The organism is Rheinheimera marina, from assembly GCF_042654345.1.
In the GTDB taxonomy this organism is placed as follows: Bacteria; Pseudomonadota; Gammaproteobacteria; order Enterobacterales; family Alteromonadaceae; genus Pararheinheimera; species Pararheinheimera marina.
Genome location: NZ_JBHSGB010000010.1, coordinates 149,824 through 172,065 on the forward strand (window position 1 = coordinate 149,824; position 22,242 = coordinate 172,065).

Here is a 22,242-nt window from a genome sequence, read left to right on the forward strand (position 1 = left end):
GGCTTTTTACTCAGTCTGTACAGCGCTGTCAACTAGTACTGGTAGTAACTGGCTTTCTTCAGCAAGTCGGCTGCATTAATCCGGCCTGTGACGCATTGGTTGATATCGGCTTTACGCACCAGCCAATAGTGATCCTTGGCGTTACTGCGGCCGGACAAACTCAGTTGTAAGGAGACAAACTCGTCTTCTTTCAGCTCCCGCAGGCTGGCACCGTAATCACAAAGTGTGGTGGTAAACACAGTGCCCATTTTGGCCACCAGTTCCGCCTGGCGCTGGGCCGCCAATTTTTGCTGCTCCTGCTGCTTCTTCTGGTATTCCTGTTCCTGAACCGCCAGTGTTTTTTGCAGTTCAACCAGCTTGCTTTGCACTTGCTGCGCTTTCTGATTGGCTTCATTCAGCTCTTTTTGTTGCTCACTGTCCAGTTTACCGACTTTGCTTTGGAACTCGTAATCGCGTTTGGTGCGCTCGTAATCGCGCAGCTCCCGTTCCAGATCGCGGCGCTGATCACGCAGGTCACGCAGTTTGTCGCTTTGGTCGCGTTGTTGTTCCGCCAGCGCTTCAGCGGCTTCGGCCATGTCTTCAATAGCGTCTTCGTCGATGCTGAAACTGAAGCTGTCGCCGGTGCTGATGACTGTCACCGCTTTGGCGGCCTGAGCGCTGACCGCGGCCACAGGTGCTGGTGGCGGAACCGGCGCTACAGGCGCAGTCGGCGCCAGCAGCATATGCCGGAACCAGCCGCCGCTGCTGTCAATTTTAAAGGCAACGCCCTGGCCCAGCAGGTAGCTGTGGCTGACCCGGCCGACGCTGTGCTCTTCGCCGCCTAAGGACTTTTTCAGAATGTCCTGCATAATGCTCAGGTTTTGCCCCAGTTTGGGGTTCACTTCAGTGGCAGCCATGGCAGGAACTGCCAGAGCTGCAGCAGCCATCAGGCTGATAGTGCGCAAAGTTCTCATCGGTTTACCGCTCCGTTACGCTGTTGATTCGGGTAGATCGCATTGACATCCAGCCGTGCCTGGCTCGGCTGGTAGTTTTCCTGCCAGTAGTTCCAGTCGGCCTGACGTTGCTGGTTCAGGTATTCCACCAGTTCCAGCATGTCTGTTCGGCGATCTTTGTTTTGTTGCTCAGTTAAATAATCTTTCAGCAGAATCAGCTGCGAGGCCTGTTGTTGCGTCGTGGAGTTCAGCTGCTGCTGCAGATAGTCATGTTGTTCTTTACGGTAGCTGGCCAGCAGGGTTTCCAACTGTTGTTGCTGAATTTGTTGCTGGTTGTTCCAGCTCAGCGTCAGGCCAGTTTCTCCCAGTTGAAATTGCAGCGGCGATAAACTCACCACCAGAGCCAGGCTGGAAAACGCCACGCTCAAACGCGGCCACCAGTCCTTTTTCGCCGGGCTGTTGCGCTGCCACTGCTGCTGGAACATGCTTAGCGTGTCCACTTCAGGTATCGGCGCATAAAAGGGGGCTTTGGCCTGACGCTCCAGCATCCGGCTCATCTGTAGCCGGGCCAGCCACTGAGGCTCCTGCTGCAGCTGTTGCTCACATTCGTCGGCGGTGATTTTCCCCGCCAGATAGGCTTCAAAAATTTGCTGACTGTTCGACATCTGCTAACTCCAACTGCGTACGCAGTTTATCTAAGGCCGCATAAAACCTGGATTTAATGGTATTGCTGGACAAAGCCAGCTGCTCAGCAATTTCATCAAAGGTAAAGTGCTGATAAAACCTCAATTCAACCACCAGCCGTTGTTCCGGCGGTAATAACCTTAATTGTTGCTGCACCAGCCGCTGAGTTTGCTGACCGTACAGTTGCAGCTCATAACTGGGCGTGTCCTCGTCCGGGCAATCGTAATCTTCCGCCAGTTCCTGGTGATTCTTGCGTTTGCGTAGCATATCCATGGCTCTGTAGTTGGCAATGCCAAACAACCAGCTTTTAAAACTGCTGTCACCGCGGTACTGCGCCAGATTGCGGCATAGCACCATCAGTACGTCCTGCAACAAATCACGGGCGTCGTCCGGCGAGCCTAACAAACGCAGGGCGTAGTAGTACAAAGGCGCCTGGTATCTGGACACCAGCTGCTGCCAGGCTTTGGCGTCTCCCGCTATGGCCTTTTCTATTAATGTTTCGTCGCTGCGTTTAAACACGTTGTTTTTCGGATCCGCTGAAGTTGTTAGTAAGTCGGACTGGTGTGGTAAATAGTTTGCTCTGGGAGAGATAAATTACAAAATAATGAAAGGATATTTATTAAGGTACTGAGAAGTAAACAAAAAAATATTTGAATAGAGCCCGGCTTTTATCAACCGGGCTGAAGATAACATTATTTGCTGAGTGTGCGGCGGTACCAGAGGATCAACGGAAATCCAACCAGGGTGGGTAACAACCAGGGCAACAACTGCCAGTAGCCATGCAATATGGCGCTGAATAGTGCCCGGCCACCGAATGCACTGAAGGCGGTGTAGGCGGCAATGCCTGAACCCAGCATCGAGGCGGCATGTTCAACCAACCAGGCGCGCGTATCTACAGTGGTGACAAAGCTGTAACGTAAAATCCCTGTGGACGTGCCAATACCGATGAAGGCAAACACCAGGACCAGCGGCTGGCTAAAGCCAAAATACGCCAGTTCGCTCAGGCTGACCGCCAGCAACAGTGCCACCGGACCCAACACTGACCAATGGCGCAGAACGGAGCGTTCCTGTTTGGTTTTCAGCGAAAGCTGGGCATGCCGGATAGTCACCCAGCTCAGCAGGCTGAGCAGAAACAAAAAAGCGTTCTGATCCATCACCCGCTGATACAGTGCCGGGTCTGACACCGCACGGCTCATGAGCTCAGGTTTCACCGCCATCGGCATGGCCCAGACCAGCGCCGTCATTAAGATGCCGGATGCGCCGACCAGGTGCATGCACAGGCTGTAATAACGACCTGTTTTTCGATGCACAGGGCCGCCTTTTTTACTGAGTAGCGGGCCCCAGAACAGCAGCAGCGCAAGGCTGCCCAGAATAATATGTGTCAGGCTGATCGATTGATACACAGAGGCCAGCATAGGAAATCTCCTTGTTGTTAGACCTGCTCAGGTTAGCTCGCACAGTGGATGTGATGCAGGTGCCAAAAGTGAGGATTTTTCATTGTGACTTTTGGCCTATTGAGTACCGGCTGGTATCAGGCATACTGCGTTGATGAAACTTCAACAACGTCTGAGCTGGGATGTGCTGGCCGGGGTATTAACCTGGCTGCTGGTCTTTGGTTTAAGCCTGTATTTATGTTGGCCGGATCCTGCACTCAATGCACGTTTGCCTTGGGCGATACCGCTATTTCTGCTTTATGGCGCCTGCTTTCTGCTGATCACCAGACCTGGTGAGCGGTTAGCCGCGGATCAAGGCATTGGCCTGGTCATTTATATGCTGCAGTTAAGCAGTGCGCTGGCACTGAACTGGTTGTTGCCTTTAGATTACCTGGCCATTCTGAGCATTATCTGGGTGTCTTTATTGCCTCATCTGGTCCGTTTTAGCCGGGCCCTGTTGATTGCTGTGCTGGTTCTGGCACTGTGGTTTAGTGTGGATGCCTACCTGGAGCAGCGCTCACTGTTGATCCCGGCACTGCTGTATGGCAGCTTTCATCTGTTTGCGTTGCTGATGACTAAACAGGCGCGTTCAGAGCAGCAGGCGCGCCAGCAACTGGAACAGCAGCATCAACAGCTGGTGCTGGCGCAGCAGCTACTGAAAGCCAGTGCGCAGCAGCAGGAGCGCAGCCGGATTGCGCGGGATTTGCATGACGTGCTGGGCCACCATTTAACCGGCCTGATCATTCATTTGCAGGTGGCAGAACATCAGAGCAATTCAGAGAGTCAGCCGACACTGGCGACCTGCCAGCAATTGGCCCGGCTGTTACTGGCCGATGTGCGTGAAGCCGTGTCGGAGCTCAGGCAGCACCGGGTTTTGGACTTGCAACAGGCGGTCACTGAGCTGGCAACCGCTTTGCCGCGGTTGCAACTGCACAGCGACTGGCAGGCCGAACTGCCGCTGACGTCCGTGCAGCAGGCCGAACAGGTGCTGCTGATTATTCAGGAAGCACTGACCAACAGCCTGAAACACAGCGGGGCCACGCAAGTGCAGTTGCTGACGCGGCAGGAGCCGCAAGGCGTGCTGCTGCAAATCAGTGACAATGGTCAGCTTCATTCAGATTGGGTGGCTGGCAATGGCATGCTGGGTATGCAGGAGCGGGCGGCTTTGCTGGGAGCTGAACTAGAGTGTAAAGAAGCGCAGGGCCATATGCAGCTTCAGCTCAGATTGCCTTTGGAGGCTGTATGATCCGGGTTCTGCTGGTGGACGATCAGACGCTGATCCGCGAAGGGATCAAAAGCCTGCTGGCATTGTCCGGCCAGGTGACTGTGGTGGCCGAATGCAAAGACGGTTCTGAGGTTGTGCCTGCGGTCCGGCAGCATAAGCCAGACTTAATTCTGCTGGATTTATCGATGCCTGTCTGTGACGGCATCGGCACTCTGCGTTTATTGCGTCAAACAGGATTAACAGTGCCGGTACTGATCCTGACCACCTTCGAGGAGCACGAGCTGGTGTTGCAAAGTATTCAACTGGGGGCTAAAGGCTATCTGCTCAAAGACGTGTCCTTGCAGACCCTGACCCAGGCTATTGTCACTCTGACGCAGGGCGGCAGCTGTTTTCAAAGCAGCGTGACGGAACGCTTGCTGGCTGGCATCAAACCTGCGGCACAGCCGGCTGTGCGCCATGGCATTGACGCATTGTCGGAGAAAGAACTGGAGATACTGCAATTGATGGCTGGTGGTTATTCCAATAAAGAAATCGCCAGCGCACTGTATAAATCGGAAGGCACCATTAAAAACCAGATCTCCAGCATTCTGGAGAAATTAGGGGTCAGAGACCGAACCAGAGCTGTGTTGCTCGGCCTGGAATTGGGGCTAATCCAGCAGCGCTAAGCCGCTCATTTTGTTTGAATTTTATTCTTGAATACGTTTTACCCGCTATACTGGATGCCGACTGTCCTGTATCGGATCAAAGGCAACCAGGGAAATGAGGGTATAGCGGTTGAGTTCAGAGTCCAAATCATTAGCTGGCGTGCCGCTGCGGGCTTTTTTTTCCTGGCCTGTACTTGGGCTTTTTGTACTCTTCGGCGCTTTATTAATCCTGATTTCTTATTACAACGCCAATCAGGCTGCAACCAGTTACGCCTCTCAATTGGCCCGGCAAACCACGGCACAAGTACAGGACCAACTGGATCAGTTGCTGTCCGTGCCCCGGCTGGCTGCCGAGTCGAGCCGGCAAATGCTGCAGTCCGGCCTGATCTCCTCCGAACAGACTGAGTTGTTATCCGGCTTTTTCAGTTGGCAAATGCAGCATTACCCCCAATTGACCTATCTGTCGCTCGGCGCTGCTGACGGCCGTTATCTGGGAATTCAACGTAATCCGGTGAAAGGCTCTGTGACCCTACTTTCGTCCTGGGACAATCCAGAGCTGCAGCGCAGTCAGTATGAGCTGGATGCCACAGGCAAAGCGCAGGCCAGACTGCAAGCCCCGGCCTTCTACGATGTGCGCCAGCGGGAATGGTTTCAGCAGGCGCTGCGGCTAGGTAAAACCAGCTGGTATCCCTTGTATTCTTACAGTCATTTCAGTGGCAAGGGGATTGGGTTGGCTACCCCTTGGTACAGTCTGAATGGCCAGTTCCAGGGAGTGGTTGCTGCGGATATCAGTCTGGACTTGTTGCAGAATTTTGTAGCCAAGCTGGCGCAACAGGTTGAGGCCAGTATTTTTATTGTCAGTGCTGACCAGCGGTTGCTGGCCAGCAGTCAGAGCACGGATGCCGCTGAATCTGTGGTGCCGTTGCTGGCTGCCTTCGCAGACGGTCAGCCAGGTCAGCGTCAATTGCGCTGGCAGCAGCAGGATTATCAGACATTTTTTCAATCATTTCAGGACCCTGCCGGATTAACCTTGTCCATTCTTGTGCTGGTGAATAATCAGCATTTGATGCAACAGGCCTATGCCAGCCAGCGTCAGAGCGGCATGCTGATGATTGGCGCCGTAGCGGTATTTGCCGTATTGGGTTGGCTGTTAAGCCGGCAACTGTCACAGCCTGTGCTGGCCTTAAAAGATTGGGCGCAGCAACTGGAGCAAGGCTCGACAGCGCATGTCCCTATGCCGGAAAGTGCAGTACGGGAAGTGAATATTCTCAGTCAGGCCCTGGCACAGATGGCGCTGCGGCTGGATCAGTCCTTTATGCAGCTGGAACAACGTATTGAGGTCGATTCCCTTTCATTGCAGCGTTTGTCACTGGCGGTAAGCCGCACCAGTAATGGCGTGGTGGTGCTAAACGCCTCTGGACAGATTGAATGGGTGAATCAGGCGTTTGAACGGCTGGCCAGTCAGAGTCTGGCTCAATTACAAGGGCGGGGATTCAGCCAAAGTTTTCAATGGATTGATGCCGACAGCAAGCTTATGCTGATGGAGCAGTCGTTGGCAAAAGGCCAAAGTTTTACGCTGGAATGCCTGTGTAATCTGGGCCATAGCAAAGCGCGCTGGCTGAGCCTGGAATGCGACGCGGTGCAGAATGAGCAGGGCGAGCCGGGCGGTTTTGTGATCCTTTGTCAGGATATTCACAGCCGTAAGGAGTCTGAAGCGGCCGCACAGGAAGGGCAGCAACGGACCGAACGACAACGCAGTGCGCTCACCCAATTGGTGTTGAATGAAGCTGTGTCTTTGGGTGATCGCCAGGTGTTTGCGCAGGTGCTGGCCAAAAGTACCTCTGTCGCTGTGCTGTGTAACAGAGTCAGTGTCTGGATGCTGTCAGATGCAGGGGACGAAATGTTTTGCCTGGCACTGTATCAGCAAGGTGGTTCGGTGCGGCAGGATCAGATGGTGCTTCGAAAAAGTGATTTCCCTGTGTACTTCGATACCATTGCGGCCAAGGGCTGGATTTGCGCTGACTATGCTCAGTCTGATCCAGCCACCAGTGAGTTCAGTTCGGTCTATTTAAAACCTTTGGGGATCACCTCCATGCTGGACGGTGGCATTCTGCTGGCAGGCAAAGTCGTTGGGGTGGTGTGTCTGGAGCATATAGGTCCGCCACGACAGTGGCACAGTGATGAAGAAGCTTTTGTCAGTGCGGTGGCTGCAGTGATGGCGCAAACCCTGACGGTGGCACAACGCAAAGACGCTGAGCAAATCAGCAAAGAACACGCACAGCACACACAAACCGTACTGAACAACGTGGTGGACGGCATTATTACCATTGATGAGAGTGGTCGGATCGCCAGCGTCAACCCAGCCGCTCAGCAGATGTTTGACAGCAGTACGGACCAGCTTACCGGACGCTATGCCATTGAGTTGTTGTCGGCTGATGCCAGATTGCAGCAAAAGCAGGCGGCGTTTTTCCCTTTGCCTGGCCAGGCGCCAGTGTTGGGACAAAGCCGGGAGCTGGAAGGCCAAAAAGCCAACGGCCAGTTGTTTGCAATGGAACTGGCGGTCTCACAAATACGCCGTCAGGGCCGGTTGCTTTATATCTGCACGCTGCGGGATATTTCCGATCGGAAACGGGTAGAAACCTTGAAAAATGAGTTTGTCTCTACCGTCAGCCACGAACTCAGAACCCCACTGACATCTATTGCTGGCGCTTTGGGCCTGCTAGACAATGGCATTGTTGGAGTGCTGGAGCCACAGGCGGCAGAACTGGTGCGTATTGCGCATAAAAACAGTCAACGCCTGACCTCATTGATCAACGATTTACTCGACATCGAAAAAATTGCGGCGGGCAAAATGCAGTTTGAACAAAAGACTGAGTTAGTGCTGCCTTTGGTGCATCAGGCGTTGGAGCTGAACCGGCTGATGGCACAAGACAAACAAATCCGGCTGGAGTTTTGTGCCGACAACAACGAATTGCGTGTTGACCTGGATGCAAAGCGTTTTATCCAGGTCCTGTCGAACTTCCTGAGCAATGCCATTAAGTTTTCACCCCTTGGTGCTCAGGTGCTGGTGCGGCTTGAAGAACACTACGGCAACGCCCGCATTGCGGTGACGGATCAGGGCCCCGGTATTGCCGCTGAATTTCATCAGCGTTTGTTCAAGCGCTTCTCACAGGCAGATTCATCAGACAGCAGGCACAGCAGCGGCACTGGCCTTGGTCTGGCGATTTCCAAAGAACTGGTGGAAAGCATGGGCGGGCAAATTGGCTTTAGCTCCTCGCCTGGCGAGGGCGCTACTTTTTGGTGCAGTTTCCCTCAGTCTGATAGCAGCTTTAGGGCAGATTGAGCGGGCTATGAGCCGTTTGCTCCTGATGCTCCAGTGATTCCAGTTCAATTTGAATGGCGTTACAGGAGATCTGAATTTCATAAAGTGATACCAGCAAACTGCCCATTAAACTGGCCAGACTGGCGGCAAAACTCCATTGACCGGCGAGCTGCCACTGCATAAAAAGACAAAACATCGACAAGGTACAGAGCACAAAACTAATCACGCCCCAGCGCTGCATGGAGCGGATCAGAAAGACCCGTTTACGCAGGTTCTCGATTTGACGTTTTGCCAGCTCACGCACCTGATCGCCTTCCCGGGTGTTGAGTTGGCGGATTAATTGCGCCAGCACCAGAAACCTGTTGGTGTAGGCCAGTAACAGCAGGGAGATGGCCGGAAATAATAATGCCGGGGTGGTGATTGTCATCAATGATAAATCCATAAAAACTCCAGTTCAGAACGAAAACCTGCCAGCCTGTCAGTCTGAGGGTTTGGCATAAACTCCGGCTGTTGTGTATGATGCCAGCCGATAGCCGCACGGAGTCTCCAGCATGAAACAAAAAGCCAATAATTTCCAGATGATGCGTGAACTTGGGTACTACCAGCAAGCGGCAATTGCGGCCGCTTTGCTCGAGCGTATGTTACCGAATTACCAGCTATTTGCCGAAGTCACTGAATTTGGTGATGCCAAATTGTGTCGCGATATTTTGAATATGGTGTGGGAATGGTTGTTTGTACGCCGGGTGAAGATTAACTTCGAGCGGCTGGCAGAAGAGCTGGAGCTGGCCACACCAGACCAGGCCAATTTTGATGTTTTTGGGGTGTTTCCGGCCATTGATACCGCGACAGCACTGGACACTATGCTCAATGGTATTTCGTCCCAGGACGCGGCTGAATTTATTAATGTGGCAAAAATTTCGCAGGCAACAGTGGCCCGGTTGATTGAATGGGAAGCAGAAGAGCTGGACATCAGTTCAGAAGCGGAGCTGAAGAAACATGTGCGCGATCACGAACTGATGCAGTATGAAATGGATTGTCTTGCTGAACTGATTGAGTTAGTACGGCCTATCCAAAGCTTTGAAAAAAACGATGTGCAGCAGCTGAAAGCCTGGGTGAAAGAACAAGGTCTGACCAATTTAGGGATGGAGTTTAGTTCAGAAAATAATCAATCCGATCAGTGAGTTTTCGGTACTATTAGTTTAACTAATTAAAAAACCTTAAAAAATTGTGTTGCGCGATTTTTATTCGCTATTTACAATGCGCACCGCTCGAAAGGCAAGTCTCCTGAAAAGGAGCACACGCAAAGCTTCAGATCTAAGGGGAAACCTATGATAGCTGGGCTGCCGTAACCGGTCAGGTTACGTAGGACGCGCACCCATCAGAATACTGATGTTCAAAGCTCCTTCTTTCGTGTTTGCTGATATGACAGTAGCGTTGTTGCTGTGGTGGTAGTCAGCCTGAAAAACCATGATTCTGCCTGAATTCAGGCTTAGCTAAACCCGGAGCTTTTGACATGAAATTCAAATTTGTTGCTTTAGTTGCTACTGCTGTTGCCGCCCAATTCGTTGCCCCTGTTGCTTCTGCCAATGACCAGTTAGCTCAGTCTATCTGTGCTTATGTCGCTGACAACAACAAAAACAACCTGCGTAAGACACTGTCAGACAACCGTCTGCGTTTAAAAGCTGTGTACGATGGCATCAGCTGTGATGGTTTACCTCTGGTACGTTTCGCGATTAAAAACAACGCCGCTGACACTGCAGAATTCATCATCAAGCAGTTACCAGGTAGCCAGGTTGCTCAGTCAGGTGATATCGAGTGGGCGAACAGCAATGGTTTCGCAGCCTCTCCAATCCTGGAAGTGATCAAGGCTCGTAGCGCCAGCTAATTCAGAATTCTTTGTTAAAAAAGCCATGCAACTGCATGGCTTTTTTATTGATTAGCCAGCGGTCTGCCACAAACGGTAGGCCAGTTGCCCGGCAATTTTTTCTTTCAGCAGTGTCCAGCCTGCTGGTATGTCCTGCAGTGCTAATTCTTTTTCGGTTTCCAGATACACCAAGGCGCCCGGTTTTAACCAACCGTTAGTTGTCAACGCCTGACAGGTCGGCAGTGCCAGCTGCTGGCGAAATGGCGGGTCGATAAACACCAGATCAAACTGCTGGTTGGCCTGCTTATTCAGCCAAAGCAGGGTATCGGTCTGCAGCACTGAGCCTTCAGTGGTGTTCAGGCTTTGCAGGTGCTTTTTCAAAAGGGTGGCGGTTGACGCATCTTTTTCCAGCATCAGCACGGACGCCGCATAACGTGACAAGGCTTCCAGCCCCAGGCTGCCTGAACCGGCAAAGCAGTCCAGTACAGCAGCACCGGCCACATCCTGCATCAGCCAGTTAAATAAGGTTTCTTTCACCCGGTCTGACGTGGGTCTCAGCCCTTGCGTGTCAAGTACGGGTAAGCGCCGCCCTTTCCAGCGGCCACTGATCAGGCGCACATAACCCGGACCATTGTGAGAGGGGCTTGGTTTCTGACGAGCTGTTTTCATTGAGTTTTTGCCCTGCATCTTAAAGATGGTACTATAAGCGGCGATTTTACCTTAGTTTCCAATCTTCTGGCATCGAGCTTTATGACTACGCAAAATAAACTGTTTTCCTGGCTGGGTTTCGGCAAAAAGTCTCAAAACGAACAGCCTGCGCCTGCAGAACAAGAATTACCAGCAGTGGCTCAGCCAGAGCAAGCGTCAAGCAAGGAGCACGCTGCAGAAGAAACCACAGTCGCAGCCGATGTGCCAACAGAACAGCCTGTTGTGGCTGCAAAGGAAACTTTAGAAGAAGCTGCGGTGACGGCGCCGATGGAAAGCGCCGTTGAAACCGAGATTCTGCCAACACCTGCTGCTGAGCTGGATACACCTGTACAGCCCGAAGTCGGCGCAAAACCCGCAGTGATCGAAGCAACAACAGCCAAAGTGGGTTTTTTTACCCGGTTACGCCAGGGACTCAGCAAAACCAGCGAGAACCTTGGCAATGGCCTGGCCAGTCTGTTTCGTGGCAAAAAAATTGATGATGAATTGTATGAAGAGCTGGAAACCCAGCTGTTACTGGCTGATGTGGGTGTGGAAACCAGCCAGAAACTGATTAAGCAGCTGGTGCTGCATGCCGATCGAAAACAACTGCGTGACGCCGAAGCCTTGTACGACAAGCTGCAGCAGGAAATGGCTGACATGCTGCAAAAAGTGGAGCAGCCTCTGCAGCTGGACGGCGCTGATGGCCCATATGTGATTTTAATGGTGGGGGTGAACGGCGTAGGTAAAACCACCACCATCGGCAAACTGGCCCAGCAATTCAAACAGCAAGGCAAAACTGTGATGCTGGCAGCCGGTGATACCTTCCGTGCCGCTGCGGTTGAACAACTGCAGGTGTGGGGCGAGCGTAACCAGATCCCGGTGATTGCCCAGCAGACCGGCGCCGACAGTGCCTCGGTGATTTTTGACGCCTACCAGGCAGCAAAAGCGCGCAATGTGGACGTGCTGATTGCTGACACCGCGGGCCGTTTGCAAAACAAAACACACTTAATGGAAGAGCTGAAAAAGATTGTCCGGGTGATGAAAAAAATTGACGGCGCCGCACCACACGAAGTGATGCTGACGCTGGACGCTGGCACAGGTCAGAATGCATTAAGTCAGGCCCGTTTATTTAAAGAAGCGGTGGATATTACTGGTATCAGTCTGACCAAACTGGACGGCACCGCCAAAGGTGGGGTGATTTTCGCCATCGCCGACCAGTTCAGCCTGCCTATCCGTTACATTGGGGTGGGCGAAGGCATTGATGACCTGCGGGTGTTTCATAGCCATGACTTTATTAAAGCCTTGTTTAACCGGGATCTCTGAACATGCTGCGTTTTGAACAGGTGACCAAAGGATACAGTGGTGGTTTTGTCGCATTAGACAGGGTCAGCTTTGAACTGGAAAAAGGCGAGATGGCCTTTCTGACTGGCCACTCCGGGGCTGGCAAAAGTACCTTGTTACGTCTGATCAGCCTGATCGAACGCCCCAGTGCGGGCAGAGTCTTTATCAACGGCGTGGATTTAAGCAAAATTCGTCAACGCCAGGTGCCGTACATCCGTCGGGATATCGGCATGATCTTTCAGAATCACAAACTGCTGATGAACCATACGGTGTTTGACAACGTGGCTTTGCCTTTGGTGATTGAAGGTTTTAGTGGCAAAGATATGGCCAAGCGGGTGCACGCTGCCCTGGATAAAGTGGGCCTGCTCGACAAAGTCCGTTGCTTGCCACACACCTTGTCTGGTGGTGAACAGCAACGGGTGGGCATTGCCCGCGCCGTGGTGAACCGGCCACCTTTGTTACTGGCGGACGAGCCGACAGGTAACCTGGATCCGGAATTATCCAAAGAAATTATGGGTGTGTTCGAAGCTTTTAATCAGGTTGGTGTGTCTGTGCTGATTGCCAGCCACGATTTAAGCCTGCTGGCCCGGATGCGTTACCGTACTCTGACACTGCGTAATGGCCGGATGATTAATGACGGCCTGAGCTGGGGGGCCGACGAATGAGCATTCTGTTTCAGGGCCGTGCCACAGGTGCAACCGCAGCAAAAGTCAGCCTTTGGCGCAAGTTTGTCATGTTTTGGGTGGCGCATTTACGCCAGGCTGTGACCAGCCTGGGTGAAATCTGGCTGACGCCGGCCTCCTCATTACTGACCGTGGCCGTAATTGGCGTCAGTTTAACTTTGCCAGTCACCTTGCATTTGATGGTGAAAAACCTGCAACAAGTGGGGCAGGGCGTCGACAAAGCGGCTCAAATCAGTTTGTTTTTGCAACAAGACACCAATGAAACCCAAATTGCTGAGCTGCTGGCATTGCTGCAAGCAGACCCACAAATAGCCCAGGTTGAATTTATTGATAAAGGCCAGGCGCTGAATGAGTTTAAACAAAGCTCGGGCTTTGGCGATTCGCTGGATTACCTGGATGAAAACCCGCTGCCTCATGTGATGCTGGTGACACCGGCTGACACCTCGGCCGCTGCTGCCTCTGCGTTGCTGAAGCAGTTGCAGCAAGAACGGTACATCGACATCGCCAAGCTGGATATAGGTTGGCTGGAGCGGCTGGATGCCATAGTGTCGCTGGTGCGGCAGGCCGCTATCGCTGTGGCTGTGTTGTTGGTGCTGGCGTTGTTGCTGGTGGTGGGCAATACCATACGGCTGATGGTGCTGAGTAAAAAAGGCGAAATTGAAGTGATGAAGCTGGTTGGTGCGACCGACTCTTATATTCAGCGGCCTTTCCTTTATACCGGGATTTGGCTGGGCTTGTTTGGTGGCGTGTTAACCTTTCTGATTGAAGAAGTGCTGATGTGGTGGCTGGAGCAAGGTATTGCGACCGTCACTCAGCTGTATGAAGGCAGCTTCCAATTGCAACCGATGAGCCTGGCTGAACTGGGTTACTTATTGCTTGGTGCGATACTCTTGGGCTTATTGGGATCTTACCTGGCGGTGCGCCGTACCATAGCGCAGATCGATGCCGTCGGGGTTTGAGCTCAGCGTGCATTAAGCAGGCTTTGCCCCCATTCGACGGCGTCCAGATAGATTCTGTTTAGGTCGACGTCGGCAGCCACCAGGCTGGCCGACAATTCGATTTGTTGCTTCCATTGCCCCTGCTCAAAGGTGGCTTCCAATGCTAAATAACGCGCTAACATACCTTTGCCTTCCAGTAATGCGCTTTTGATTTCATCCAGTAATGGCAGTTGGGATAGCAATTCAGGCAGAGGTTGTTCTAATAGTGCGTCTACCAGGGAAAACAAACCGGTCAGGAAGGCTGCGGGCGGGTTGTCGTGATCACCACGAATGGATGCCAACTGGTCACAAAAACGTGCCCGGATCAGCGACATCACCAGTAATTCATCCGATTGGCCTTCGGCCAGATTAGCCAGCGCCAGCAGCGAGATAAACTTCTTCAGTTCAGCCTCACCCATATACACCATGGCGTGTTTTAACGAGCCGATGCTTTGTTTACGGCCGAAGTTGGCACTGTTAATAAAACGCAGCAGCTTGTACGACATGTCGAGGTCACGCTGCATAATGCCTGCGAGCTTATCGAAATCCAGCTGTACTTTGCTGGACTCCCCAATCAGAGTCAGTAAATTCAGCTTATTGGACCCAAGCTGTTTATGTTTAATCATCTCTGGGCGGGCAAAAAAATAGCCTTGGTATAGAGTGAAACCCAGAGTTTGTAGTTGAGCATATTCCTCTGCGGTTTCTACTTTCTCTGCCAGCAAGGTGACAGGGTAGGGGCTGACCCTGCGCAGGTAACGGCTGATTTCCAGCACATTAAATTGCCGGACATCTATTTTCAGAATATGTATATAGGGTAAGAACACATCCCACTTTGGATCAAAATCGTGGTCGTCCAACGCCAGACGATAGCCCATTTTATGTAACTCTTTACAGGCAAGCAGTAGCTCATCACTGATCGTTACTGTTTCCAGGATCTCAATAACGATGGCGTTGGGGTCGATGGAGGTTGGAAAATGGTGGATCAGTGTATCTGCCGAAAAGTTAATAAAAGCTTGTTTACCGCTAGTTATTTTCTCGACGCCCAACATTAAGTGGTGTTGGGTAATTAACTTTGAGGTGGCTTCATCGGCGTTGATATTAGGAAAACTGTTGTCTACGCCATCCCTGAATAACAACTCATAACCCATCACTTCTTTTTGCAGATTAAAAATGGGTTGCCTGGCTACATAACAATACATCGTACCGCCTCTGTTCTTTTTATTCGTTGAGTCTGCTGATCCGAGCTTTAAACTTATCCTATTTTGTTGCCTGACCACTCTATATGAGCAGATATTATTAAAATAGCAGTATTAGAAAATTTGGATCTTAAAAGCCTGAAAAAAACATTTAGCACTCTCTGGTAAAGAGTGCTAACATCAGTCGCACTTCAGAAATGAAAGGGGTTTAAGATGACGCAAACAGCACAGTTGATGACGCTGACAGTGGCCGGTAGCGGTAGCCTGGAAGCTTATACTCATGCAGTCAGTACCATCCCTATGCTTAGCGCCGAAGAAGAACGCGCTTTAGCCGAACGTTTACATCAGGATGGTGATCTGGAAGCTGCCCGCCAGTTGATTATGTCGCACTTACGTTTTGTTGTGCACATTGCCCGCAGCTACTCAGGTTACGGTCTACCAATCAGCGACTTAATTCAGGAAGGCAATATAGGCCTGATGAAAGCAGTCAAACGTTTTGACCCGGCAGTGGGTGTTCGCCTGGTGTCCTTTGCTGTGCACTGGATCAAAGCAGAAATTCATGAGTTTGTGTTAAAGAACTGGCGTATCGTCAAAGTGGCGACCACCAAAGCACAACGCAAACTGTTTTTTAATCTGCGTAAGGCGAAAAAACACTTAGGCTGGTTTAGTCAGGAAGAAGTGAAAAATGTCGCGGAGTCGTTAGGGGTTCCTGAGCACGAAGTGCTGGAGATGGAAGCCCGGATGAGCAACCACGATATGCCATTTGATGCGCCGGACGATGACGACGAAAGCTACACTGCACCTGTCTACTTTCTGGAAGACAAAGGCTCTGATTTAGCCAACCGGATTGAAGAAGACCAGTGGGACAATGCCGCAGTTGATCGTCTGCAAGCTGCAGTCCGCACTTTGGATGAGCGCAGCCAGGACATTATCCGTGCCCGTTGGCTGGACCAGAACAAAATGACGCTGCAAGAGTTGGCTGACCGTTATCAGGTGTCTGCCGAACGTGTGCGTCAGTTGGAAAAAAATGCAATGAAAAAACTGCAGGCCGCTATGGCAGCCTGAGCAGTGCTGAATTTAAAAAGCCGGAGCTGATGCTCCGGCTTTTTTGTTACTAGCGGCTGTGGCTGCGCCCAAGCTGAAAGAATGGTGGCGTGACGGGTTTCGGCTGTTGTTGCGGCTGGTAGTGTTTATAGAGTGGCACTCTCGGGCTTTGTTCGGCTGGCAACGTCAGCGGATTCAGCCACTCAGGAATAACGTAATCGCGGTTCAGCGCCTGTTCCTGCTGCAGGATAAGCTGTTCGGCCATGGCTGGAGTCATCAGCTCTTGCTCTGCAGGTTTGGACACCTTTGCAAGCTCTGAGTTGTGTTCTGCTGGTGACGGCTTTGTTTGCACAATGGCGTGCAATGGTAGGCTCTGATCCGCTCTCACCAAAGGGTAATCTGCTGGTAGTAAGGCCGACAACGGCACCAGTTGAACTCCCGCTTTGGCGATAGTCGCCAGGTTTTTTTGCAGATACTGATAAGTTTCCGGGTAAGGGTGGCCTATGGCAATGGCCTGCTGATGCTGTTTCGCCAGCTGCAAAGCCTGCTTAAACTGTTTGTCGAGTGCCGCATAACTGCGGTCATTGTCCAAAAACACCTGTCGGGTCAGCAACGGCACCTGATGCAGGCTGGCATAACGGGCTGCGGTGCTTTTGGCTGTGGTTTTGCTGTCGAGGAAAAACAGTTTACGCTGCCCCAGGTACGCAAGGGTCCAGTCCATCACCTGGTCCTGCTCAGTGAAGTAGCTGCCCATATGGTTGTTCATGCCAATGGCCTGCGGTACGTCGGCAAAAGCGGCATCCAGCATCTGCTCTATTTGCTGTCGGTCCATCGTGACTTTCAGTGCATTTTTGCTTAAATCCGCGCGGCGGGCCGATTCCATCGGCATGTGTAGAATGACATCCCGGCCTTTAAGCATGGCTGCCTGCGCCATCGCTTTGCTGTGGGTGGTATGCGGGATCACCGCATAGGTCAGCGGGTATTTCAGCTCCAGCAGGCGGTAATCGGTCTGGTGATAACCTATATCATCAATCACGATTACCAGCCGGGGCTGAGCCAGCAGAGAGGAAGAGCACAACAGGGCACACCATACCAACAACCATTTCATCTAAGAACCAGCCTTTTTCTGTAACCAGCTGACCGGATTAATGGCGCTGCCTTTTTGCCGGATCTCAAAATAAAGGCCACTTTGGGTTTGACCTCCGCTGGCACCGACTAAAGCAACAGCTTCACCGGCAAGGACTGCGTCGCCGGGTTTCTTCAGCAGAGCCTGGTTGTGACCATACAGACTCATGATGCCGCTGCCGTGGTCGACAATAATTACCCAGCCATAGCCTTTTAACCAGTCGGCGTACAACACCTGCCCGGCGGCAACCGTTTTCACTTGGGTGCCTTCAGCGGCGGCTATCAGGATGCCGCGCGAGCTGACACCCGCCAGGCGCTGTTCACCATAGCTTTGCAGAATGTCGCCGCGCACAGGCCAGGGCAGGTTGCCTTTGGTTTTTGGAATATCCAGCCGTTGTTTGGCGGCAAGCGCGGCCGCTTTCAGCTTGCTCAGGGTGCTTTGCAGACTTTGCTCGTTCTGCTTCAGGTAATCCAGTTGCTGCTTGTTGCTGACCAGGAAGGCCTGTATTTTCTTCACTGACGCCTGTTGACTGACCCGAGCCTGTTGTAAATCCGTTTGTTGTTCTTCCAATTCACGCTGAGCCTGCTGTTGTTGCTCTGTGCGAACCTGCAACTCTTGTTGCACTTGCTTCAGTTCTGTTGCCGTGGTCGACAACCCTGTTAAGGCAGTGGTGCGTGCTTTATTCAGGTACTGGTAATAGGTCAGTACCCGTTCCAGTTGCTGTTGGTCGTTCAGGTTTAACAGCAACTTGCTGTAGTCATGCTGGCCTGCGACAAAAGCCCCGCGCAATTGCTGACTGAGCAATGACTTCTGTCGTTCAAATTCCTGTTGTAACTGCTGCTGTTGCAATTCAAGTTGTTGCTGCTGTTGATTCAGCTCCGCCAGGCGCTGTTGGCTGCTGCGAAGTGCCGCGGCCAGTTTCGCCAACGACTGGTCAGCTGATTTCAGCAACTCCTGTGCTTTGCTAAACGCTTGTTGCTGCTGCTTCAGCTCTTTTTCGGTTTGCTGGATTTGATCCTTCAGCTGGTTGAGCTCTTGTTGCACTTCTTGTTGCTGCTGGGCAGCAGCAGGTGCAAGCAAACCAAAGCAACACAGCAGAGCCAGGCTCTGCTGTGTCATTGCATGTCGAAAGGATTTTTGCATCAGTGGGTTTTCATCAACACTTTGCCAGTCATTTCTGCCGGCACCGGCATGCCCATCAGATGCAACATGGTTGGAGCTATGTCACTTAAAATGCCACCCTGCGTCACTTCGGCTGCGCGGCCAACGTAAATCAACGGCACAGGGTCGCTGGTATGAGCGGTATGGGCCTGACCAGATTCAGGGTCCATCATCTGCTCGGCATTGCCGTGGTCTGCGGTGATCAAGCATTCACCACCGACTTGCTGCAGTGCTTCCACCACCCGGCCGATGCAGTGGTCTACCGCTTCAACCGCAGCAATGGCGGCGTCCAGCACGCCAGTATGGCCCACCATGTCGCCATTCGGGTAGTTACAGATAATCACATCAAACTCGCCGCCCTGAATAGCACCAACCAGCTTGTCGGTCAGTTCAGTAGAGCTCATCTCAGGCTGCAAATCATAGGTTGCTACTTTGGGTGACTCGACCAGAATGCGTTGTTCGCCGTCAAACAACTCTTCGCGGCCACCACTGAAGAAGAAGGTGACGTGAGCGTATTTTTCAGTCTCGGAAATCCGCAGCTGGGTTTTCTGATGTTTGGCCAGCCACTCACCCAATACGTTATTCAGGCTCTCAGGCGGGTAGGCACAAGGCGCTTTGATATCGGCAGCGTATTCCGTCAGCATCACAAAGCGGCTGAGGGCAGGGGTCTTGCTGCGGACAAAGCCATTAAAGTTCGCGTCAGTAAAAGCGCGGCTGAACTGGCGGGCACGGTCGGCACGGAAGTTCATAAAAATCAGGCTGTCGCCGTCGTTCATGCTGACCACCTGGCCTGTCGGGGTCAGAATGGCGGTGGCTTTAACGAATTCGTCGTTTTCGTCACGGTTGTATGCATTGTGCAGCGCGGCAACGGCGCTGTCGGCCTGAAAATCAGCTTTGCCTTGCGTCAGCAGGTCGTAGGCGGCCTGCACCCGATCCCAGCGTTTGTCGCGGTCCATCGCATAATAACGGCCAATTACAGACGCAATCTGACCGGTGCCAATGGCTTTAAAGTGAGCTTCAACCCGCGCCAATGATGCTTCAGCACTGCGGGGAGGCGTATCACGGCCATCCAGAAAGGCGTGCAGGTAAATCTGGCTGGCACCTTGCTGTTTGGCCAGGTCAATCATCGCAATTAAATGATCTTCATGGCTATGCACGCCACCTGGCGACAGCAAGCCCATAATATGCACCGCTTTACCCGCCTGAACAGCCGCCTGACAGGCGTCGGTCAACACAGGGTTTTCAAAAAAGTCACCGTCGCTGATTGATTTGGTGATGCGGGTAAAGTCCTGATACACCACCCGGCCAGAGCCCAGGTTGACGTGGCCGACTTCAGAATTACCCATCTGACCGTCCGGCAGACCCACGTCCATGCCAGAACCGGAGATCAGGGTATGAGGGTAGCTGGCCCAGAGTTTATCCATCACTGGGGTGCGGGCCTGCACTATAGCATTATAGTCCCGCTCCTCGCGGTAACCCCATCCATCCAGAATAATTAACACTAAAGGTTTTTTCTGCGCCATACCTGCTCTCCGCAACCGACTGTTCTGCATCATCTAATCTGGCTATCTTACCCTGTTTTATCGGTGAAAACAGTGCTGGAATAGTACACAAGGGAGTCCAGGGCTGTAATCCGGTCTGAAACTGGGTATACTCGGGCCCGTTTTCCGCTAACCAGATGGCTCTTTATGCAGCAATATATCGACTTTTTATCGAATCATCCCTACCTGACGGCGGCCTGGGTCGTTTTGTTTCTGGCGCTGGTTGTCAGCTGGATGAAATCTTTAACCTCTAAAATCAAACAAATCAGCCCGACTGAACTGACGATGCTGGTCAACCGTAAAGATGCCACTGTGCTGGATATCCGCTCAGACGCAGATTTCCGCAAAGGCCATATCACCGGTGCCCGTAACATTACCGCCAGCCAAATTCAGGCGGCGGGCTTGCCTGGTCTTGAAAACCAGAAAGACAACCCCATTATTGTGGTGTGTCAGGCCGGCATGTCAGCACAAGGTGTGGCAGACAGCCTGAATAAACAAGGCTTCAGCCAGGTATTTGTGTTACAGGGCGGGATGAATAGCTGGACAGGTGCGAACCTGCCGCTGGTGAAGAAATAACGAGGTACAGATGGCAAACGTCACTATTTACACTAAAGACTATTGTCCTTATTGTGTCCGCGCAAAGTCGCTACTCAGCAGCAAAGGCGTGCAGTTTGAAGAGATTCAGATTGACCGTCAGCCTGAGCGCCGGCCGGAAATGATTGAGCGTGCCAACGGCCGTACTACAGTGCCACAAATTTTTATTGGTGACCGCCACGTTGGCGGTTGTGACGACCTGGTTGCGCTGGACGCAGCAGGTGGTCTGGATGCGCTGTTAAGCGCCTGAAATAGATTAAGAATAACTAAGGATTTATCATGTCAGAACAACAAGCCAACGGCGTAGCTACTGAACAATTTGCCATTCAGCGTATTTATGTAAAAGACGTTTCTTTTGAAGCGCCTCTGGCTCCGGCAATTTTCCGTAAAGAATGGCAACCTGCGGTTCAGCTGGATTTAGACACCCGCAGCGAAAAGCTGGATGACGGTAGTTTTGAAGTGGTGCTGTCACTGACCGTGACTGCCCGTTTAGGTGAAGAAGTGGCCTTCCTGTGTGAAGTGCAGCAAGCCGGTATTTTCGCTCTGCCAGCAGTGGAAGAGGAAGTTCAAATGGCACATATGCTGGCTTCGTTCTGCCCGAACATCCTGTTCCCTTATGCCCGTGAAGCTGTGGCCAGCCTGGTGAACCGTGGTACTTTCCCACAACTGAACCTGTCACCTGTTAATTTTGATGCTCTGTTTGCCCAATATCTGCAGAAACGCCAGGCAGAAGCGCAGGCCCAACAGGGCGCAGTGACGCATTCGTAAATGAAAGCGGCTATCGCTGTTTTAGGGGCGGGCTCTTACGGGACCGCCCTTGCTATTTCTCTGGCCCGTAATGGCAATCCAACCCTGTTATGGGGGCGGAATGCCGATGATATTGCGCAGATGGCCAGCGACAGAACCAATCAGCGCTATCTGCCGGATATCCGCTTGCCGGATGCGCTGGTGGTCAGTGCCGATTTAGCTGAAACTGTCCGTTCCTGCCGCGATATTTTAGTGGTGGTGCCAAGCCACGCCTTTGCTCAAACCCTGCAACAGATCAAACCTTATTTACAGCCTGATGCCCGGGTGGCCTGGGCCACTAAAGGCCTGGAGCCGGAAACAGGCCGGTTGCTGCAGGATGTGGCCAAAGAGATCCTCGGTGAGCAAGTGTCGCTGGCGGTGCTGTCAGGCCCGACTTTTGCAAAAGAGCTGGCCAAAGGGCTGCCGACCGCCATTTCATTGTCGTCCACAGACCCAGAGTTTATTAAGACTTTGTCCGATCAGCTACACTGCACCAAAACCTTCCGGGTTTATACCAACCCTGATTTTATCGGAGTGCAGCTTGGTGGCGCGGTGAAAAATGTGATTGCTATAGGGGCCGGTATGGCCGACGGCATTGGCTTTGGTGCCAACGCCCGTACGGCGCTGATCACCAGAGGCCTGACCGAAATGTGTCGGCTTGGCTGCGCTTTGGGTGCCAAAAAAGAAACCTTTATGGGCATGGCTGGTTTGGGTGATTTGGTGCTCACCTGCACTGACAATCAGTCGCGTAATCGCCGTTTTGGTCTGTTGCTGGGCGAAGGTCAGTCAGTTGAGCAGGCCATGAGTCAGATTGGTCAGGTGGTCGAAGGCTACCGCAATGCCAAAGAGGTATTCAATCTGGCAGCCCGTGTCGGGGTGGAAATGCCGATTACCGAACAAATCTACCAGGTGTTGTACCAGGGCAAAGATGCCAAACTGGCGGCACTTGATTTGCTGGGGCGTGAAAAGCGCGACGAGTAAACCAGAGTTCTGGTTCAGATA

Annotated in this window: 23 protein-coding genes and 1 riboswitch; of the genes, 13 read left to right on the forward strand and 10 right to left on the reverse strand. The window is 52.3% G+C overall.

What is annotated here, in order from left to right:
• Positions 1-32: 32 nt before the first annotated feature.
• The 4 genes from ACFO3I_RS10320 to ACFO3I_RS10335 all read right to left on the reverse strand — a co-directional run bounded on the left by ACFO3I_RS10320 (position 33) and on the right by ACFO3I_RS10335 (position 3,031).
• The gene (locus tag ACFO3I_RS10320; protein WP_377333908.1) at positions 33-953 is read right to left on the reverse strand and encodes a hypothetical protein; all 921 of its coding nucleotides are present in this window, start codon (positions 951-953) and stop codon (positions 33-35) included.
• Positions 950-1,597, reverse strand: a complete 648-nt coding sequence (locus tag ACFO3I_RS10325; protein ID WP_377333909.1) for a hypothetical protein — start codon at positions 1,595-1,597, stop codon at positions 950-952. The genes ACFO3I_RS10320 and ACFO3I_RS10325 overlap by 4 nt, the downstream gene beginning before the upstream one ends.
• Entirely contained in the window at positions 1,572-2,135 is a 564-nt protein-coding gene (locus tag ACFO3I_RS10330) for an RNA polymerase sigma factor (RefSeq protein WP_337879264.1), read from the reverse strand. Before ACFO3I_RS10330 ends, ACFO3I_RS10325 begins: the two co-directional genes overlap by 26 nt.
• 173 nt (positions 2,136-2,308) lie before the next feature.
• A complete protein-coding gene (locus tag ACFO3I_RS10335; protein ID WP_377333910.1) occupies positions 2,309-3,031 on the reverse strand; it encodes a hypothetical protein in 723 nt (240 codons plus the stop codon).
• 133 nt (positions 3,032-3,164) lie between these two features.
• Here ACFO3I_RS10335 and ACFO3I_RS10340 point away from each other — a divergent pair, with 133 nt between their 5' ends.
• The 3 genes from ACFO3I_RS10340 to ACFO3I_RS10350 all read left to right on the forward strand — a co-directional run bounded on the left by ACFO3I_RS10340 (position 3,165) and on the right by ACFO3I_RS10350 (position 8,261).
• A complete protein-coding gene (locus ACFO3I_RS10340) occupies positions 3,165-4,295 on the forward strand; it encodes a sensor histidine kinase (RefSeq protein ID WP_377333911.1) in 1,131 nt (376 codons plus the stop codon).
• On the forward strand, positions 4,292-4,939 hold the full coding sequence (locus ACFO3I_RS10345; RefSeq protein ID WP_377333912.1) for a response regulator: 648 nt from the start codon (positions 4,292-4,294) through the stop codon (positions 4,937-4,939). Before ACFO3I_RS10340 ends, ACFO3I_RS10345 begins: the two co-directional genes overlap by 4 nt.
• Positions 4,940-5,048: 109 nt before the next feature.
• Positions 5,049-8,261 (forward strand): ATP-binding protein, encoded by a 3,213-nt coding sequence (locus ACFO3I_RS10350; protein WP_377333913.1) that lies wholly within the window; start codon positions 5,049-5,051, stop codon positions 8,259-8,261.
• On the opposite strand, the gene ACFO3I_RS10355 is transcribed toward ACFO3I_RS10350, so the two are convergent.
• Positions 8,248-8,682 (reverse strand): DUF2721 domain-containing protein, encoded by a 435-nt coding sequence (locus ACFO3I_RS10355; RefSeq protein WP_377333914.1) that lies wholly within the window; start codon positions 8,680-8,682, stop codon positions 8,248-8,250. The two genes, ACFO3I_RS10350 and ACFO3I_RS10355, sit on opposite strands and share 14 nt — an antisense overlap.
• A gap of 109 nt (positions 8,683-8,791) precedes the next feature.
• Here ACFO3I_RS10355 and ACFO3I_RS10360 point away from each other — a divergent pair, with 109 nt between their 5' ends.
• Positions 8,792-9,421 carry a YjaG family protein gene (locus ACFO3I_RS10360; protein ID WP_377333915.1) on the forward strand — a complete coding sequence of 210 codons (630 nt, stop codon included), beginning with the start codon at positions 8,792-8,794 and terminating at the stop codon, positions 9,419-9,421.
• A gap of 83 nt (positions 9,422-9,504) precedes the next feature.
• Positions 9,505-9,588, forward strand: a riboswitch (cyclic di-GMP riboswitch).
• Positions 9,589-9,753: 165 nt separating this feature from the next.
• Positions 9,754-10,125 carry a DUF3718 domain-containing protein gene (locus ACFO3I_RS10365; protein ID WP_377333916.1) on the forward strand — a complete coding sequence of 124 codons (372 nt, stop codon included), beginning with the start codon at positions 9,754-9,756 and terminating at the stop codon, positions 10,123-10,125.
• Positions 10,126-10,176: 51 nt separating this feature from the next.
• Here ACFO3I_RS10365 and rsmD read toward each other — a convergent pair whose 3' ends face one another.
• On the reverse strand, positions 10,177-10,773 hold the full coding sequence (gene rsmD / locus ACFO3I_RS10370; protein WP_377333917.1) for a 16S rRNA (guanine(966)-N(2))-methyltransferase RsmD: 597 nt from the start codon (positions 10,771-10,773) through the stop codon (positions 10,177-10,179).
• 81 nt (positions 10,774-10,854) lie between these two features.
• Between rsmD and ftsY the strand changes: the two genes are divergently transcribed.
• The 3 genes from ftsY to ftsX are packed head-to-tail and all read left to right on the forward strand — an operon-like array spanning position 10,855 to position 13,774.
• Positions 10,855-12,114, forward strand: a complete 1,260-nt coding sequence (ftsY, locus tag ACFO3I_RS10375; protein WP_377333918.1) for a signal recognition particle-docking protein FtsY — start codon at positions 10,855-10,857, stop codon at positions 12,112-12,114.
• Positions 12,115-12,116: 2 nt separating this feature from the next.
• Entirely contained in the window at positions 12,117-12,797 is a 681-nt protein-coding gene (gene ftsE / locus ACFO3I_RS10380) for a cell division ATP-binding protein FtsE (protein WP_377333919.1), read from the forward strand.
• Positions 12,794-13,774, forward strand: coding sequence for a permease-like cell division protein FtsX (ftsX, locus tag ACFO3I_RS10385; RefSeq protein ID WP_377333920.1), 981 nt, complete (start codon positions 12,794-12,796; stop codon positions 13,772-13,774). Before ftsE ends, ftsX begins: the two co-directional genes overlap by 4 nt.
• 2 nt (positions 13,775-13,776) lie before the next feature.
• On the opposite strand, the gene ACFO3I_RS10390 is transcribed toward ftsX, so the two are convergent.
• Positions 13,777-14,991, reverse strand: coding sequence for an EAL and HDOD domain-containing protein (locus ACFO3I_RS10390; protein WP_377333921.1), 1,215 nt, complete (start codon positions 14,989-14,991; stop codon positions 13,777-13,779).
• A 210-nt stretch (positions 14,992-15,201) separates the two neighbouring features.
• Between ACFO3I_RS10390 and rpoH the strand changes: the two genes are divergently transcribed.
• Positions 15,202-16,053, forward strand: coding sequence for an RNA polymerase sigma factor RpoH (gene rpoH / locus ACFO3I_RS10395; protein WP_377333922.1), 852 nt, complete (start codon positions 15,202-15,204; stop codon positions 16,051-16,053).
• A 49-nt stretch (positions 16,054-16,102) separates the two neighbouring features.
• Here rpoH and ACFO3I_RS10400 read toward each other — a convergent pair whose 3' ends face one another.
• From ACFO3I_RS10400 to gpmM, 3 genes are read right to left on the reverse strand one after another with little or no spacing between them, the layout of a single operon-like run.
• On the reverse strand, positions 16,103-17,140 hold the full coding sequence (locus ACFO3I_RS10400; protein WP_377333923.1) for a divergent polysaccharide deacetylase family protein: 1,038 nt from the start codon (positions 17,138-17,140) through the stop codon (positions 16,103-16,105).
• Entirely contained in the window at positions 17,141-18,301 is a 1,161-nt protein-coding gene (locus ACFO3I_RS10405; RefSeq protein ID WP_377333924.1) for a murein hydrolase activator EnvC family protein, read from the reverse strand.
• Positions 18,301-19,842: a 2,3-bisphosphoglycerate-independent phosphoglycerate mutase gene (gene gpmM, locus ACFO3I_RS10410; RefSeq protein ID WP_377333925.1), complete on the reverse strand. Its 1,542-nt coding sequence runs from the start codon at positions 19,840-19,842 to the stop codon at positions 18,301-18,303. Before gpmM ends, ACFO3I_RS10405 begins: the two co-directional genes overlap by 1 nt.
• 165 nt (positions 19,843-20,007) lie before the next feature.
• Here gpmM and ACFO3I_RS10415 point away from each other — a divergent pair, with 165 nt between their 5' ends.
• Genes ACFO3I_RS10415 through gpsA form a run of 4 tightly spaced genes read left to right on the forward strand, consistent with a single transcriptional unit; the run spans position 20,008 to position 22,221 of the window.
• Entirely contained in the window at positions 20,008-20,436 is a 429-nt protein-coding gene (locus tag ACFO3I_RS10415) for a rhodanese-like domain-containing protein (RefSeq protein ID WP_377333926.1), read from the forward strand.
• 10 nt (positions 20,437-20,446) lie between these two features.
• On the forward strand, positions 20,447-20,704 hold the full coding sequence (gene grxC / locus ACFO3I_RS10420) for a glutaredoxin 3 (protein ID WP_377333927.1): 258 nt from the start codon (positions 20,447-20,449) through the stop codon (positions 20,702-20,704).
• Between the two features lie 29 nt (positions 20,705-20,733).
• Positions 20,734-21,222 carry a protein-export chaperone SecB gene (gene secB, locus ACFO3I_RS10425; RefSeq protein ID WP_377333928.1) on the forward strand — a complete coding sequence of 163 codons (489 nt, stop codon included), beginning with the start codon at positions 20,734-20,736 and terminating at the stop codon, positions 21,220-21,222.
• Complete coding sequence (gpsA, locus tag ACFO3I_RS10430) at positions 21,223-22,221, forward strand: NAD(P)H-dependent glycerol-3-phosphate dehydrogenase (protein WP_377333929.1); 999 nt, start codon at positions 21,223-21,225, stop codon at positions 22,219-22,221. It begins immediately after the preceding gene.
• Positions 22,222-22,242 lie beyond the last annotated feature (21 nt).

What these genes read in the sequence shown, in the direction of transcription:
- ACFO3I_RS10320 (WP_377333908.1), bottom strand. Translation starts at nt 953, where the DNA reads ATGAGAACTTTGCGCACTATCAGCCTGATGGCTGCTGCAGCTCTGGCA.
- ACFO3I_RS10325 (WP_377333909.1), bottom strand. Translation starts at nt 1,597, where the DNA reads ATGTCGAACAGTCAGCAAATTTTTGAAGCCTATCTGGCGGGGAAAATC.
- ACFO3I_RS10335 (WP_377333910.1), bottom strand. Translation starts at nt 3,031, where the DNA reads ATGCTGGCCTCTGTGTATCAATCGATCAGCCTGACACATATTATTCTG.
- ACFO3I_RS10340 (WP_377333911.1), top strand. Translation starts at nt 3,165, where the DNA reads ATGAAACTTCAACAACGTCTGAGCTGGGATGTGCTGGCCGGGGTATTA.
- ACFO3I_RS10345 (WP_377333912.1), top strand. Translation starts at nt 4,292, where the DNA reads ATGATCCGGGTTCTGCTGGTGGACGATCAGACGCTGATCCGCGAAGGG.
- ACFO3I_RS10355 (WP_377333914.1), bottom strand. Translation starts at nt 8,682, where the DNA reads ATGGATTTATCATTGATGACAATCACCACCCCGGCATTATTATTTCCG.
- ACFO3I_RS10360 (WP_377333915.1), top strand. Translation starts at nt 8,792, where the DNA reads ATGAAACAAAAAGCCAATAATTTCCAGATGATGCGTGAACTTGGGTAC.
- ACFO3I_RS10365 (WP_377333916.1), top strand. Translation starts at nt 9,754, where the DNA reads ATGAAATTCAAATTTGTTGCTTTAGTTGCTACTGCTGTTGCCGCCCAA.
- rsmD (WP_377333917.1), bottom strand. Translation starts at nt 10,773, where the DNA reads ATGAAAACAGCTCGTCAGAAACCAAGCCCCTCTCACAATGGTCCGGGT.
- ftsY (WP_377333918.1), top strand. Translation starts at nt 10,855, where the DNA reads ATGACTACGCAAAATAAACTGTTTTCCTGGCTGGGTTTCGGCAAAAAG.
- ftsE (WP_377333919.1), top strand. Translation starts at nt 12,117, where the DNA reads ATGCTGCGTTTTGAACAGGTGACCAAAGGATACAGTGGTGGTTTTGTC.
- ftsX (WP_377333920.1), top strand. Translation starts at nt 12,794, where the DNA reads ATGAGCATTCTGTTTCAGGGCCGTGCCACAGGTGCAACCGCAGCAAAA.
- ACFO3I_RS10390 (WP_377333921.1), bottom strand. Translation starts at nt 14,991, where the DNA reads ATGTATTGTTATGTAGCCAGGCAACCCATTTTTAATCTGCAAAAAGAA.
- rpoH (WP_377333922.1), top strand. Translation starts at nt 15,202, where the DNA reads ATGACGCAAACAGCACAGTTGATGACGCTGACAGTGGCCGGTAGCGGT.
- ACFO3I_RS10400 (WP_377333923.1), bottom strand. Translation starts at nt 17,140, where the DNA reads ATGAAATGGTTGTTGGTATGGTGTGCCCTGTTGTGCTCTTCCTCTCTG.
- ACFO3I_RS10405 (WP_377333924.1), bottom strand. Translation starts at nt 18,301, where the DNA reads ATGCAAAAATCCTTTCGACATGCAATGACACAGCAGAGCCTGGCTCTG.
- gpmM (WP_377333925.1), bottom strand. Translation starts at nt 19,842, where the DNA reads ATGGCGCAGAAAAAACCTTTAGTGTTAATTATTCTGGATGGATGGGGT.
- ACFO3I_RS10415 (WP_377333926.1), top strand. Translation starts at nt 20,008, where the DNA reads ATGCAGCAATATATCGACTTTTTATCGAATCATCCCTACCTGACGGCG.
- grxC (WP_377333927.1), top strand. Translation starts at nt 20,447, where the DNA reads ATGGCAAACGTCACTATTTACACTAAAGACTATTGTCCTTATTGTGTC.
- secB (WP_377333928.1), top strand. Translation starts at nt 20,734, where the DNA reads ATGTCAGAACAACAAGCCAACGGCGTAGCTACTGAACAATTTGCCATT.
- gpsA (WP_377333929.1), top strand. Translation starts at nt 21,223, where the DNA reads ATGAAAGCGGCTATCGCTGTTTTAGGGGCGGGCTCTTACGGGACCGCC.